The sequence below is a fragment of the Cohnella sp. GCM10027633 genome (assembly GCF_042675445.1).
Taxonomy (GTDB): Bacteria; Bacillota; Bacilli; order Paenibacillales; family Paenibacillaceae; genus Cohnella.
The window spans coordinates 200086-215077 of sequence record NZ_JBHTGV010000008.1 but is presented as its reverse complement, the minus strand read 5'-3'; the positions used below and the strand labels follow the sequence as shown (position 1 = coordinate 215077).

12 protein-coding genes are annotated in these 14992 nt (G+C 60.3%); 2 read left to right on the top strand and 10 right to left on the bottom strand.

The features are described 5' to 3' along the window. Window positions 1-29 precede the first annotated feature (29 nt). The 9 genes from ACFQZG_RS18745 to ACFQZG_RS18705 form a co-directional block, all read right to left on the bottom strand. A complete protein-coding gene (locus ACFQZG_RS18745) occupies window positions 30-1406 on the bottom strand; it encodes a WG repeat-containing protein (protein WP_378155245.1) in 1377 nt (458 codons plus the stop codon). A gap of 143 nt (window positions 1407-1549) precedes the next feature. Beyond that, window positions 1550-2146: a copper homeostasis protein CutC gene (locus ACFQZG_RS18740; RefSeq protein WP_378155243.1), complete on the bottom strand. Its 597-nt coding sequence runs from the start codon at window positions 2144-2146 to the stop codon at window positions 1550-1552. After that, the gene (locus ACFQZG_RS18735) at window positions 2143-2265 is read right to left on the bottom strand and encodes a copper homeostasis protein CutC (RefSeq protein WP_378155241.1); all 123 of its coding nucleotides are present in this window, start codon (window positions 2263-2265) and stop codon (window positions 2143-2145) included. Before ACFQZG_RS18735 ends, ACFQZG_RS18740 begins: the two co-directional genes overlap by 4 nt. 96 nt (window positions 2266-2361) lie before the next feature. Further along, a complete protein-coding gene (locus ACFQZG_RS18730; RefSeq protein ID WP_378155237.1) occupies window positions 2362-3378 on the bottom strand; it encodes a glycoside hydrolase family 130 protein in 1017 nt (338 codons plus the stop codon). Window positions 3379-3599: 221 nt separating this feature from the next. Beyond that, the gene (locus ACFQZG_RS18725) at window positions 3600-4205 is read right to left on the bottom strand and encodes a Gmad2 immunoglobulin-like domain-containing protein (RefSeq protein WP_378155235.1); all 606 of its coding nucleotides are present in this window, start codon (window positions 4203-4205) and stop codon (window positions 3600-3602) included. A gap of 106 nt (window positions 4206-4311) precedes the next feature. Continuing rightward, window positions 4312-5214, bottom strand: coding sequence for a LysR family transcriptional regulator (locus ACFQZG_RS18720; RefSeq protein ID WP_378155233.1), 903 nt, complete (start codon window positions 5212-5214; stop codon window positions 4312-4314). A gap of 121 nt (window positions 5215-5335) precedes the next feature. Then, the gene (locus ACFQZG_RS18715; RefSeq protein ID WP_378155231.1) at window positions 5336-6109 is read right to left on the bottom strand and encodes an Hpt domain-containing protein; all 774 of its coding nucleotides are present in this window, start codon (window positions 6107-6109) and stop codon (window positions 5336-5338) included. Window positions 6110-6318: 209 nt separating this feature from the next. Further along, window positions 6319-8931 (bottom strand): GH116 family glycosyl-hydrolase, encoded by a 2613-nt coding sequence (locus ACFQZG_RS18710; RefSeq protein WP_378155229.1) that lies wholly within the window; start codon window positions 8929-8931, stop codon window positions 6319-6321. A 169-nt stretch (window positions 8932-9100) separates the two neighbouring features. After that, entirely contained in the window at window positions 9101-11488 is a 2388-nt protein-coding gene (locus ACFQZG_RS18705) for an alpha-L-rhamnosidase-related protein (RefSeq protein WP_378155227.1), read from the bottom strand. 152 nt (window positions 11489-11640) lie between these two features. Here ACFQZG_RS18705 and ACFQZG_RS18700 point away from each other — a divergent pair, with 152 nt between their 5' ends. After that, window positions 11641-12462: a helix-turn-helix domain-containing protein gene (locus ACFQZG_RS18700; protein ID WP_378155225.1), complete on the top strand. Its 822-nt coding sequence runs from the start codon at window positions 11641-11643 to the stop codon at window positions 12460-12462. A gap of 44 nt (window positions 12463-12506) precedes the next feature. Here ACFQZG_RS18700 and ACFQZG_RS18695 read toward each other — a convergent pair whose 3' ends face one another. After that, complete coding sequence (locus tag ACFQZG_RS18695) at window positions 12507-13310, bottom strand: helix-turn-helix domain-containing protein (protein WP_378155223.1); 804 nt, start codon at window positions 13308-13310, stop codon at window positions 12507-12509. A gap of 173 nt (window positions 13311-13483) precedes the next feature. Here ACFQZG_RS18695 and ACFQZG_RS18690 point away from each other — a divergent pair, with 173 nt between their 5' ends. Next, the gene (locus ACFQZG_RS18690) at window positions 13484-14920 is read left to right on the top strand and encodes an L-arabinose isomerase family protein (protein ID WP_378155221.1); all 1437 of its coding nucleotides are present in this window, start codon (window positions 13484-13486) and stop codon (window positions 14918-14920) included. The last annotated feature ends 72 nt before the right edge of the window (window positions 14921-14992 follow it).

Genomic DNA, 14992 nt, shown 5'->3' with positions numbered 1-14992 from the left:
GCCGTTTTCTTTGGTACCGCGACTCGAGGCTATTGCGGAACTTTGCTCTTCCAGACGGTTTTGCCCTTCGTATCGACGTACGCATCGTATAGATTGCCTTTCGCATCCGGAATCGTAACGTGCGCCAGCCCGTAACGGAATTCGTCGACATGAAGGAAGATCGGTTTCGTGAGGTATTTCCCGTTGCGATCCATCAGCCCTCGAAGATGCTTTTTGTCGGACGTGTAAGAGTAGGTAGCGATTCCGTCTCGAAAATCCCCGTAGCGGACGCCTTTGCGCTTGAGGACGAACTTCCCCTTCGTATCGATATAAGCGCCTGTATTGTCCGACTTCCGATATACGTGCAGCAAGCCTCCGGCGAACCGGTCGCCGAGCTCCGAGAAGCCGTTGCCGACGATACGACCGGTTTGCGTGATGATGCCGTACGACTCGTAATCCGCATCGTTAGCGACTCGGAACATGCCGCCGTCCATCGGATCTATTTGCCGATAGATCGGTTTCGCGACGAATTTCCCCGACGTATCGATAATGCCCCATCTGTCTTTCAGCTTCGCCGGGGCGACGCCGTCCGAGAACGAACCGATATCTTGATATTGGGGTTTAATGACGACGGCGCCGGTTCGATCGATATAACCCCACTTGCCTCCCGCGGGAATGCCGATCGCTCCGACCGCCCCCTGCGTCGAAGGTTTACCTCCGACGTTGAAACCCGCGAACCCGTTAACGAACGAGAAGGCATAATCGAACTTCGCTTCGATCGCCATGCGACCCTTCGCGTCGAGATAGCCCCATTTGCCTCCCGTCGGTTGACCCCAGATGTTGCTCTTGCCTCCGATATTGACCGCGGCTAATCCTTCCGAGAACCCTAACGCGCCCGCGAAAGAAATGTCGCTTAAATAGGCGTTATCCTTATTGATGAAGTTAAACGTATGGATGGGATTGTAAGCTTCGTCGTAACCGACGAGATCGGCCGCGATCGCGAATCCTTCGCTTCCGAAACCGCCCATTACGTCGTGGCCGGCAATGACGACCTTGCCGGTCTCGTCGATCCAACGTTCGCCGCTCTTCGTGCCGACTTTGGCGATTCCGTTCTCGAATTCGCCGACGTATTCGTATTGCGGCTCGATGACGAAACGCCCCGTACGGTCGATGAAGCCCCATTGGGCATCCTCGAATTTACCGATCGCTTGGGGCAAGAGACGATCTTCCGGCGCGAACGGTTCGTACGTATACGTGTCGAACTTGGCGGGAATCGCGATATGGCCGGATTTGTTCACGTACCCGAGCTTGCCGCGCTGGATGAACGGAAACAGCGGTTCGGGCTTGGCTGCCGCGATAACGGTAGTCGGGGTCGCGACGGCGCAGCATAGGGCGATAGCGATAAGCATCTTGAACGAACGAAACATGCGCGAACTTCCACCTCTGGACGATAGATTCTATTCTTGCTTATATCGTCATTGCGAAGGAGAAAGTTCATAGCTGCCGACCCTAAACACGATTCGCCCGCGTCCGTGTCCGCTCTCGCCTCCCGTTCGATCGGCGGCTGCCGTTATTCAAACCGATTCGCCATAATCGACCTTACTCTCGCCATCTTGCCCGCGTCGATCGGACTGCCGAACGTGCCGTCCGAGCGAACGGCGGATCCGAAATGAACCTCTTGCACGCCGGTCTCGCGAATGAACGCCTCCAACGTATCCGGCGTAAGCCCGTGACCGCCGAGAATGCGCAGATGCGATCGGCCGGCCGCCTCATGCAGCTCGCGAAGGCGCGGCATTGCTTGCGGGGCGGGCGAGCGGCCCCCCGACGTCAGAATTCGGCTGATCCGCGGATACTTCGCGAGGACGTCCAGCGCCGCGAGCTGATCACTGAGCTCGTCGAACGCGCGGTGGAACGTCACGTCCAGCCCGTCGGCCGCCCGCAATACCGTCTCCAGCAGCGAGGTATCGATCCCGCCGCCGTCCGCCGTCAATGCGCCGAACACGACTCCGGCGGCACCCGCTTCCCGAACGATCGCAATGTCCCGCAGCATGACGGCGACGTCGTTCTCGTCGTAGCGGGACGACCGGCTATGCGGCCGGATCATGACGTTCACCGGAATCGCGACCGCCGCGACCGCCGCCTCGATCAGACCCGCGCTCGGCGTCAAGCCGCGCTCGGCGTCAAGCCGCCCTCGGCGATGCCGGTCACGAGCTCGATCCGGTCGGCGCCGTATCGGGAAGCATCCTTCGCGTCGGCAACCGTAGTCGCGATGACTTCCAAGATCATGGATCGGTCGGCCTCCTTCTTGCTTGCGTCTATATTCCGATATTTTATCAACATTCACTTTACCGAATCGAACAGACTTGCGTCCAGCTCTGCCGGTCAGTCACGCACCGGCCATTGCATCACGTGCGCCGCCAGCTCGCCGAGCGGCACGGTCGCCAGACCGATCGACGTGTCCGTGCAGCCGTAGTAGATATACAGCAAGCCGTCCTTCACGACGTTCGCCGTCGGGAAGACGACGTTCGGAATGAACAAGCCGAACTTCTCGTAATACGTCTCCGGCTCCATGATGAAGCCCGGCGAGCGGGCGATTACGCGGTCCGGTCGCTCCAGGTCGAGCATCATCGCGCCGACGCGGTAGACGTGGTCGGGACCGACGCCGTGGTAGAGCGTCAGCCAGCCGTGCTCCGTCTTAACGGGCGGCGTCGATCCGCCGATCTTCTTGAACTCCCACTCTTGCTCCGCGGTCGCGATCAAGATCGGATCGTCCCATTCGATCAGATCATCCGAATACGAGATCCACATCGCCGGTTTCTCCGTGCCGTATGCCGGCCCGATGTACTCCTCCGGCCTGCGAAGGAGCGCGTATCGCCCGCCTATTTTCTCGGGGAACAGAATGTTGTCGCGGTCGTTGATGTCCAGCGGGGTCGTGTCGCATAGGAACTCCCAATGGATGAGATCCTTCGACGTCGCGATGGACGAGCGCGTCAGCCAGTCGCCCGGTTCGCCCCATCCGTCCGGATATTCGGGCTTGGAGCTGTTCGGAATGCCGACGCCCGTCGGATAGTAGCTCATCGAGCAAGGACGCAGCGCATAGTTCAAGTAGAAGATGTCGTCGATCTTCACGAGACGCGGATCTTGAATGCTGCCGTGCGGGAAGCCGAGCTGCTCCGGATGGATGACAGGCTTGTCCAGAACGTGGCGGAAGTCGACTCCGTCGTCGCTCTCCAGCAAGCCGAAGAAGCATTGGAACGGATCCAAGCTGCCCGCCGTCCGTTCGATCATATAGAATTTATCTCCCTCGATAATGACCGCCGGGTTGAACACGGTCGCCTTCCGCCAATCGTATAGGCCCGGCGTGACGATCGGATTGGCTGGGTGCCGCGTAATTCTCATCTGTCATCTACCTCTCTCGGTGCAGAGTGCGTACTTTGCTATTCCTCCAATATACCACGAACGCGGAGAAGCCCGGGTGGCAACGCGGTCTGATCGAGCCCCCTCGAAGGGGGAATCCTGTCAGGGATTGCCGCGGATTCTTCATGAACAGGTCCGCGCTGCTACAATTGAGGCGATCGCGATGCCGTTGCTGCGTGGAGCGCGGGCAACTAGCCGATGGCTCACTCCGCAGCCAGCCCGGGAGCGAACCTTTCCAGCGGTACGATCAGCACATTGATGCGGGTACCGTCCTTGGCGCTGTACTCGAACAGCTCCAATGTCAGTGTCCCGTTGGACGGCAGCTGATGCTTCGGAATCGCGATATCGAGCTTGAACGGAGACCACGCGGGCGCGCCTTCGTCCAACTGGACGTTCTTCTCGAGCAAGTAGTAGTGTCCGTCCTCGACCGCGTAGCTCATCGTCGCTTCGAACACCCTGCCTTCGCCCGTGACGGTATATTCGCCGCCTTTTCCGCCGACTAGGATGTTACGGAACGCGTTGTTCTGCAAAGCCTGCCCTTCCCCCGACCGGATCTCCACCTTCTTCTTCGCCTCGTTCCAGGCCACCGACGCCCCGAGAACGTCGCCGACCGCCCGCAGCGGAATGTACGTGCTGCCCTTATAGTTCAAGACGGGCAGTTGCGGATCCGAATATACCGAGCCGTTCACCTCGATCGGATAGGTCGCTTCCGTGAGCGTATACTTCACCGTAGCCGCCATCGTCGGCAACGCCAGCATCAACGCGCATCCCGCCAACACCCCGATGACGAAGCCTCTCCCGTTCTTCATCGCCATAGCACCTCTCTCGCGCGAATGGCCCGAATCGGGCCTTATGCTATTGTATGCGCGGAATGCCGCCCTAACGAAAAAAAGCAGCCTGTCCAGGCTGCTTCGATCAATAGCTTCCGATCCTCTGCTCGATGCGGGCAATGAGCTCCTTGGCCGGACCCGACAACGGCTTATCTTTCGCGCGTATCCATCCTCCGCTGAGCCGCCCCCAACAGGGCACGTTAAGGGGAATAACCGCAAACTCGCTCTCCGGGAAGTTCAGATTGCTTCTGATGACTTTTTCAGCCAGAACCGACGCGACGATTCCGTCTGCGATCATGCGCTTCAGCGTGTTCGAGTGATCGGTTTCCAGCACGATGTTCAGCGGCCCGTAGCATGTCGAGAACTGGCCGATCATATGCTTCAGGCTGCTTTCTTTGAAAACTCCGAGCGGGATCTGCCGAAGCTGTTCGGCGTCGACCGATTCCAGAGCGGCGTAGGGCGAACGGCGTCCGACGACGAGGCAAAGCTGCGTAACGAACATGCGGTGGGCGCGCAGCTTGCCATGGTTGTATAGCATATGTTCGAACGACGTTGCCAGTCCGATATCGAATTGCCGTTGAATAAGATCTTCCACGATCTGCTCGTTGTTCCGAATGCATACGATCATACGCAATAACGGATAATCGCGTTGAAAATCAGATAGCGTATCGGATACCAACGAGATTAATCCGAGGGATCCGGTTATGCGTAAATCCCTTGCGTTCAAGTTCGCGAGATACGACGCCTCCAGTCGAATCTCCTGAACTTTGTCCAGCGCCTCGACCGCCTTGGCAATAATGACGCGCCCCTCGGCCGTCGGGATAACGCCCTGATTGTTACGCTGGAACAGCTTCACCCCTAGCTCCGCTTCCAGATTCGATACCGCTTGGCTGACGGTGGAGATCGTGACGTTCAGCCGGACCGCCGCCTTGGAGAGAGACCCTGCCTTCGCGGTTTCCACCGCGTATTCTAGATGTTCCATATTCATGCTGTTAGTGCCTCACCCTCGCGATATTCCCTCTGGCCGGTTCGTTGAAGTATATCATAACGATACGGCAGAAGATGACATGCAAAATTTGCTAGAACGGATAGACGGAACGCCCGGCGAGCTATCGACCGCTATCGCTATCGTCGCCGTCCTGAGCGGGCATCGCTCCAACGACTTGCAAGTCGACTCGCTTTAACTCCACGCTTGAGACGCAAGCTACGTTATTCAGAAAATCGTACAACTCGTCGTATTCGCGATCCGTTTCGAACCGAACTCGGAAGCCGTTCGCAAGAATCCGGCGATCCGCATCCTTACCGCCTATCAGCTCTTTCGGCGTATGGCGAACGTTGCCGGCGATACACGCAAGACTGTGAACGATGCCGAACGCCCTCACGTCCGCCATCCTGCAATCTTCCGCGAATCGAATCGCCGCTACATAGACGGCAGCCGCGCGGGCAGCGGTTTCGAAGCCGTTCTGCGCATCGCCTTGCAATCGTTGCAAGCAACGCTGGATATTCCGAACAAGACGCTCCGGGTCCCCGTCCGTCTCCTGTCCGTTCCGGAACTTATGAAGCTCGATCTCTATGTAACCGATTCCTTCCATGATGAGGTCCGTCGGCAGGCCTGCCTCCAAGGACTGCTGTTGCCGTTCGCGCATGTAATCGAATAGCCCCTCCATCGCTTGAGCGACAGAAGCGATGCCCGTCAGCCGCATGTAAGCGGAGGAGCCTTTAATCGCGCGCACCGACCGGTAACTTCCGTTGATCCAATCGGCCGTATCCGGCTTCGACTTCTCGAATCGCAGCATCGAGGATTCCAATTGCATCAGCAGCTTCGTCGTCTCGTTAATGAACATTTCCGACAACGCATCATGAGAGCTGTAATCGTTCGACAAGATCGACAGCCCCTTTTCCATGACCTGCGTAATATGGTAAATACCCCTATCCGTATAGAATTATAAGAGATATTAATGCCGAGGGAGGATTAAAGATTTGTTGAACGGATTTCAAATAATTTAAAAACGGCATGGCTGCCGCTCGCATGAAAAAGACGACGTAACCGCCGCGTATCCGGCGATTTCCGTCGTCCGTTCCTTGCAAAAATTCAGGCTTTGCGCCAAGCGAGAGGATTGTCCGGCGACACCGTCACCGGGTCCGCGAAGCGCAAGCCTTCCTCTTCCTCCGATTCGGCTAACCTAACCGGCCCGCCGCCGACGAGGGCAACGGACGAAGCACCGTCCCATCCCGAAGGCAGCCCGAGCTTGCGGAGAACGAGCTCGCCGCCGAGCACGCGAAGCTCGCCGCCCGCCGCGTTCGATTCGAACGTGCCCCAGGCGCCGCCGACCGACCAGAACGTTCGGAAGCCGTCATCCGAGCGAATGACGGGCCGGAACCCGATCTCGCCTCGCGTCATGTCGTAAGAGAAGCCGCAGTAAGACAGCAGCAGCGAGTAACTGGCCAGCGCCCGCGCATAGTTGCTGCCGCACTCCATCTCGTTCCATGGATTGCGTTTCTCGCCGTCGTAACGGTCGCGGATCGCCCGGACGATCCGCAGCCCTTCGTCCAGCATTCCTTCCTGAATCATATGGCTTGCCGCCTGATACTCGAAGCCGGTCATCGTCTCCGGCGCGTACGTCAGCGGCACGGCCGGCCGCTCGCTTCCTTCCGGCCAAGAGCAGATGACGAGGCCGCCCTCGTCGTTAAGCGAGAACAACCGCCAAGGGTTCGCCTCGTCGCGCATGTTCGCCTTGAAGTTGTTCCGGTACAGCTCGCCGAGCGCCGTTCTCGTCTGCCCGGGATCGAAGATCTCGCCGAGACCGCACAGGTTCGCGTGCCATTGCGCGACGACTTGATCGATGCCGCAGCCTTCCCCGACTTGATACTTGATCTCCCCGGCTTCTTCGTTCCAATAGGCGTCGACCGCGCGATCCCCGAACAACGAATCGCCCTCGTCGTACCGCTCGAGCGCGTCGCGATCGGTCAGGTCGACCTTCTGCCCGTAATAGCGCCCGTTGAACAGATGCTCGTCCGTCCAAGCTTTGCCTTTCGCGAACAGCTCGGCGTATTCGGCCGCCGCTGCCGTATCGCCGAGATAACGGCCCATCTCGGCGGCCGCCTTGAGCGCCGCCAAGTAGAAGCCGTTCAGCCAAGCGTTCGGCCCGAACAGCTCCATGTCCAGCGTATGGTGCTGCCGGCCCTCGATTACGCCGTCGCGGTCCGCGTCCCAGCGGTCCGGATTGCGATCGCTCCACGCGTATTCGACGGAGCTCTTGATGACCGGCCAATGGCGCCTCAGCCACTCGTCGTCCCCCGATATTCGCCAATCGCGGTACGCCTTCACGACGCCGCCCATCTGTCCGTCCACGCAAGCGCGGAACGTGCCCGGATCTCTGCCGAGCGGCAGCATGAGCCGGAACGCCATCCCGCCGTCTTCGCGCCGGTTATATCGGAAGTCGAGGTCGCGCATCGAACGCTCGAGCGACGGGAACAGGAACGGCAGCGCGTACGCGTAATTCCAGACGTGCGTGCACGAGCCCTCGCAGGAGCCGACGTCCTCGATGCACCCTTCGAAGCCGTAGAAGGATCCGTCCGTCAGACGAAGGCACGTCGCCGACTTCAGCACCGCCAGATTCGCCGCGATCGCTTCCAACGCTTCCGCCGGAACCGTCGAGGCGTGCAACGCGTCATGGAACGTCCGCGTTTCTCCGAGCAGACTGTCCCAATGCGACAGCGCGTATGCCGCGACAGCGGCGGAATCCTCGAACCGCGTCGCGTAATGGTTGCGCCAGACGGTGCGGCCGGAAGGCTCCGGATTCCAGCTGTTGTACACGTTCGGGAAGTGCCACGCGAGCGCGAAGCGAAGCGTGCCCTTGCCCTTGGGAGGCACCGTCAATCGAGCGGCCAGCGTGCCGTTATCCTTGTGCCGCGAATGAGGCGGCTGATCGGACGGATAGCGGCGGTTCGCTAATGCGCCGGGCTTCGCGAAATCCCGCCAGAACATCTCGAGATTGTCGCACCATCCGCCGCGGTACCAATATTCCTGATAGCTCGCGGACGAAGCGTCGGTCGCGACGGTCATATCCCCGTACGAAGGATCGTCCGTCCCGTAAGATTCCGTGCCCAGCTTCAATAGACTGACGCCTTCCTCGTTCGCGGCGAATCGGTTCGCGGTCCTTTCCCCCGCCTTCGGGTTGGACGTCGTAAGCGCGGCGGTGTACGTAACCGCGTAGTCGAGAGGATTCTCGAACGAGATTTCGAACATGGCGATCGGCAAGCCGGAATCGAGGTCGTTCATCGGAATGAACGGATTGAACGCCATCAAGCCGACCGCTCCGGGAAACTTGTCGTCCTCGAACGTCATGCTCGCCAGCGGGAACGAACCTTCGAACGAATGCCGGCGAAAATGGGGCATCCCCGCCATCGTGTTATTTTCCGGTCCGTATCCGTAGCCGCTGTGCAAGTGGCCTCCCCTCACCGGTTCCCCCATGTACGGGGAAGGGTAGTCGCCGTTCAGCACCCTGACGTCGATGACTCGATCGTCCGCCTCCGCTTTGACGGCGAAATGGCTATATCCGTTAAAGCTGCGTTTGTTCGGCGCGTTGAAAATCTCCCAGTCGATGAGGCGTCCGTTGCCCGCCAGACCGATGCTGCCCGTGCCGATGCCGCCGAGCGGGAACGAGATCGCCCGCGTTTTGCTTCCTTCGTAACGTTTGCCCACGAGAATGCCCTCCTCGAGATATCGCTGCGCCTGCGGTCATGCTGTTCGCGAATTGCTCCGTGAACATTTCGCCGATAACGTCGCTCACTCCTGCGCAAGGGAGTAAAAAGCAACGAAGACAACCTCCGGCCCCGATCAAGCGGGATAACGGAGGTTGTCGTTCAATTAGCTAAATCGAGCACGCGAGCCGGAAGCTTCGCTCGGCCGGCTCGTGCCGGCTGCCGTCCGGCAGCTCGACGACGACCGGAACGCCTGCCGGCGCCTCCGCCCGCAGTTCGAAGCGAGCCGCCGCGCCTTCGCCTTCGACGCGCCACTCCACCTTCACGATGCCTCGCGGCGTAGCGGCCTCTCCTCTCGCCCAAGTCAAGCCGGCAAGCTTCGGCGCGATGCGGATCGCCGCGTAACCCGGCTCCTCCGGCTGGACGCCGAGCGTCTCCGCGGTATATTCGTACAGCGGCAGCGCGCCCCAACCGTGGCAATCGCTTCGCTGCTGGACCGGGTCTTCCACCCACGCGGTCAAGTTCAGCCCGATCTGCTCCTTCCAAGGCGCCCACAATTCCGCCGTCCGGTCGTATAAACCGACCTTGGCGAGCGCGCGGAACAGGAAGTGCGACATCGAGAACGATGCCTTGGGCAGCTCCTTGCGGGATAGCATGTTCTCCAGCAGACGCTTGCCCGCTTCGCCTTCCGCCGCGCCGCCGAGCACCGCCCACAGCTGCGCGTGTTGGCTGAACTGCCGGACGCCGGGGCCGTCGCGGTATAGTCCCGCTTCCGGATCGAAGCATAACCGGTTCACCGTCTCGACGATCGCGGAAGCCCGCTCCGCGTATTCGGCCGCCGTGTCCGCCCGGCCGCACCGCGCGTTCAGTTCGGACGCCTGCCGAAGCGCCGCCGCGTACATCAAGTTGTAGACGGTCATCGGGCCTTGCCACTTCGCCGGCGGCGAGCCCGCTTGCGCGCGCCACTCCTCTACCCAATCGACGAACGACCAGTACGCCTCCGGCATGACACCGACCAAGCCCGAGCCGTCGATGCGGCGATCGAACCAGCCAAGCACGGCATCCGCCGTCGGCAAGTAGCGCTTCGCGAGCGAGACGTCCGCGAAATGCCGGTAATGATCGTGAACCATCATGATCCAGAACAACGCGAAGCCGGGAATGATCTGCCGCGAGACGGACGGATACCGGCTCTGCAGCAAGCCGGACGGCGCCAAGGAGCTATGGAAGTCGTGGATCGTCTTCCGCGGCAGCCGGTCGTCGGCCGATACCGCGTACGTGAACATCGCCTGCGACTTGGCGTCCATAATGTACTGCATTTGCTCGTAATACGGCGTATCCTCGTACGTGTCCTGCATGCAGCGGCGCAACGTGTTCAGGCTGATGTCCCACATGCTCGGCGCAAGCGGATCAGAGGTCTCCACCTTCGTCGCGACATCCAACGGGTACCCGGTCTCTAAGTAGGTCAGTCCGACGATGACGAGCGGCTCCCTCCCGGCTTGCGCCGACAGACGGACGAACCGGAACGCGCGCCGGTTCATCGGCTCGTACGTCTCCGGCTCGGCGAGCGTTCCCCATCCCGCCGGCGCGTACGTATCGTCGTTGCCGATGAGCGCCTTGCCTTCCGGATCGTCGCGGACGCCGCGCCGGCTTCCGCCGTGCGAATCCCGGTTCTCGTACTCGTACGATTCCGAGTAGAGCAGATTGACGCGGCCGCCCGTTCCTCCCGCGACGGCAAGCTGCGGATAGCCCGTCGTCAACAGACCGGCGTCCAACTCTAGCCAGATCTCTTCGCCGGGAGAAATTCGCAGCGGGAATACCGACGAAGCATCGACGGTAACGCCCGCGAAGCTACCCCGCATTACCCGCCCGAACGCCCGCTCCGTCTCGCGCATCGGCGGAATCGGACGCGGCGCCAGCTGCCACGGCGTCAATCCGCCGTATAGCCGATCGAGCGGCTCCGCCGGCTTCGGTTGCAACCACGACGAATCGTCGAAATCCGCCTCGCGCCAGCCTCTCGGCAACGCTTCGCCGGCGACGTCTTCCGTCCCGCCGGTGAATAGCGTCAGATGCTCGCGTTGCAGACGGATCGCGGCAGACACCGGAAGCATCCGCCAGCTCTCGTCCGTGTCGAGCCGCTCGGACCGGCCGTTATCCCCTTCGGTCAGGGCGCCTTCGAGCCAGAGCCCGCCCCGGTCCGAACGCCATTCCGATGCCGGGCCGCCGACGCCGCTGCGGTTCCCGTTCAGTACGACCGGATAATGCACGACTTCCGCGGCCAACACGTTATCCCCGTCGATCAGGTACGGGGTCAAATCGATCGTATCGTAATATTGGCTCCATGCGTCGCCCTTGCACGGCCCGCGGCCGACGAGCTTCCCGTTCGCGTACATCCTGTACCGGCTGTCCGCCGACACGTCGACCGTCAGCTTCGCGGCCTTCGCGTCCTGAACGCGGAACGCGCGCCGGAACAGCACCCGCTCCTGCTCCGCGTCTCCCATGCCCGCGGCGTTCCGGTCGGGCCAGATCCACTTGCCGCTCCATTCGCGCAGTTCTTCCATGTGCCATCGCCTCTCTCATCCTCGTAATCGCTTCGTTCCTCTCTCTCATTATAGGGGATGAAAAATAACCTCAACGGGTATATCGATCACTCGATAAGGAATATGATACAATCGTCGCGTAGCGCATCACCGTCGACTAAGGAGCGATCCCCATGAGCAACGTCCGGAAGTTCTCCCACGCGCAATTCATCAGCGGCGAGGAGCAAATCCGCATACAACAGCTGAACAACGCGATCTATGCGTCCGTCGACGAGCATGGGCACGACTTCGTCGAGCTGCTCTACGTCCGATCGGGCAAAGGGCTTCACAAGGTGAACGACAAGTCGTTCCTCGTGAGCGCGGGCGACGTGTTCGTCCTGCAGACCGGCGTCACCCATTCCTTCGACCCGCTGTCGCCTTCGTTCTCTTGGATCGACTGCATGTTCCTTCCGGCATTCGTGGACTTCGAGATCGGCATGCTATTGTCGGAGAAAAAATATTACGGAGCGGACGGATTCGAGGTCGACTTCCTGTTCCAGTCGATGCTGCGGGAATACGAGGAAAAACGCGAAGGGTATTTGACGAAAATCCGAGGCTACCTGCTGGCGTTGCTCGCCGAGCTCGCGCGGCAGAACGCCGACGAGGACGAGTCCTCCGCGGCCTATGGAACCCGCAAAAAAAAGCGACTAGTCAACGAGGCGCTTCGATTCGTGCGCGACCGGTACCGCGACAAGATCAGTCTCGACGAGGCCGCCGCCGAGCTGCAGATCAGCAGGAGCTACCTGAGCAAGCTGTTCCGCGAGACGCTTGGAGCAAGCTTCGTGGCGTACGCGAACCAATATCGTCTCGAACGGAGCGCCGAGCTGCTTCGCACGACGGAGACGCTCGTCCGGCACGTCGCGCTCGATTGCGGTTTCTCCGACGAGAAGCTGTTCCGGACGCTGTTCCGCCGCGCCTACGGGATGACGCCGGGCGAGTACAGGCGGGGACGGTGAGAAGCGATCGGCTAGGGGACGTCCTTCCCGTATCAAGCGATCTTCTAACTTCCCCCGCCTCGCTCCTTCGAACGATCCACCTGATACCGCACGTACTTGGAGGGTACGGTGCCCGTAATTTTTTTGAACACTTTGTTGAAGTAGGACTGCTCGCAAAAGCCGAGGTAATTCGAAATTTCCCCGATAGTCATCTGCGAGGTCGCCAGCAGATCGCAAGCGGCCGCGACGCGGATCTGCTGCAAGTAGTCCGTCAGCGTACGCCCGGTCGTCTGCCGATACAGCGCGCTGACGTAGTTCGGCGTCTTGCCGACGTGCTCGGCGAGCTCGCTCACCGTGATCGTCCCGCGGTAATGATGCAGCATATAGTCTTCCAGCCGATAGACGAGACCGGACGCGGCGCCTTGGGACGCGACGGAATCGGACGCTTCGGCGAACAACGCCAGCAGCTCCAGCAGCGCCGCATGGCATAGCGCCGGCCGATAAGCCGAATTCCGCAGCCAATACTGCACGAGCGCGGCGAATCGGTTGCGGGCGTAATCGTAATTGTGAGGCTTCGCGGCGAGCGCCCGGAACGTCTTCAGAATCGGCAGCCCCTCTCCGTCTCCCGCGTGATGAAAATGAGCGACGTACATCTCGTGGGAAGCCTTGAGCGAATTGCCCGCGCTTCGTTCGAGGCCCTCCGGCATGAACAGCATATCTCCCCTGCTCAATTCGAATCTTCCTTGCTCCGTATCGAACACCGCATGCCCTTCCGTAATGAGCACCGCTATCGCGTTGTTCGTCCGCGAATGCGGCACTTGCCATCCGGGTTCGCAGTGTTCGTAGTAAATTGCTACCGGATCGATCACGCCAGAATCTCCTTTCCACGCTACAATCGAGGTAATTTCACCAGAGTCCATAATATATATTTTATCACCGATCGTAGAATATTACTAAATATAGATTTACGTTTCATTGTTCGTCATCGCGCAATTCCTTACGATTAATGTAGATTTCATACGTTATCGAGGAGGAAATACGCATGTTAGCAGGCTTGAAACGCGCGCGCGTCGGCGTAATGACGGTGGGGCACGAACCCTATTGGGAGCAGTTTCCCGGCTTAAGGGAGGAACTGGCCGGATACGGGCAAGACTTCGAGAACCGGCTGCGCGAGATGAACGTAGAGGTCGTCAGCGCGGGATTCGTTGATACGGTGGACAAGGCGTTCGCGGCGACCGAATATTTGAAGAAGCAGGACATCGACATCCTGTTCAGCTTCCTGAGCACGTACGTCACGTCCTCTACGGCGGCTACGCCGATTCTCGGCTTGTCCGTGCCGACCGTGCTCGTCGCCTTGCAGCCGAAGCAACATCTCGACTATAACCATACGACCACATACATGCAGCTCGCCAACGACAATATCTGCTCCCTGCCCGAGATCGCGGGCGTGCTCGTTCGCGCCGGACGCCCGGCCGCGGGAATGGTCGTCGGCACGCTGTACGACGATGCCGCGGCGATGGACGAAGTGCGAGCCTGGTGCCGCGCGGCGAACGCGCGGCGCGCGTTCAAGTATGCACGGATCGGCTATCTCGGCCATACGTACGAAGGCATGTACGATATGAACTCCGATCCTTCGGCGTTCACGTTCGCGTTCGGCGCTCACGTCCAGATGCTCGAGATGTGCGACTTGGCCAAGGCCGTCTCTTCCGCTTCGCAGCGCGAGATCGACGCCAAGCTGGAGGAAATCCACGCCACGTTCACCGTGTCGGATCCGTTCATCGATCCGGTCACGCGGCCGATCAAGCCCGAGGATCTTCACTGGTCGGCGAAAGTCGCCGTCGGTCTCGATAAGCTCGTGGACGAGTTCGGTCTGACCGGTCTCGCTTACTACTATAAGGGATTGGACGACAACGAATACGAACGCATCGGCTCGAACATGGTGCTCGGCAACTCCCTCTTGACCGGCAAGGGCGTCCCGCTCGCGGGCGAGGCCGATCTCAAAACCTGCGCGGCGATGCTTATCATGGACCGGCTCGAAGCCGGCGGCTCCTTCGCCGAATTGCACCCATGCGACTTCAAGGACAATATCGTGCTCGTCGGCCACGACGGCCCGCACAATATCAAGATCGCCGACGAACGTCCGATTATCCGGGGACTCGAGCTGTTCCACGGCAAGCGCGGCTCCGGCATCGGCGTAGAGTTCAGCATCAAGGCCGGCCCGGTCACGCTGCTCAGCATCGGACAGACGGCGCAAGGCCGCTACAAGATGATCGTCGCCGAGGGCGAATCGATCAAAGGCCCGATCCCGCAGACCGGCAACACGAACACCCGCTGCAGTTTCGGCCGCCCCGTCGCCGAATTCGTCGAGCAGTGGTGCAGCGCGGGCCCGACGCACCATTTCGCGCTCGGCGTCGGTCATAAGGCGCAAGAGATCAAGCGTACGGCGGCCATGCTGGGGATCGAGATTCAGGTTATCTAGGAAGCGAATACGGGAGGGCGGATGACCCAAGTCGGGTTGTCCGCCCTCTTGGCGCAAGGTGCCGGAACACGC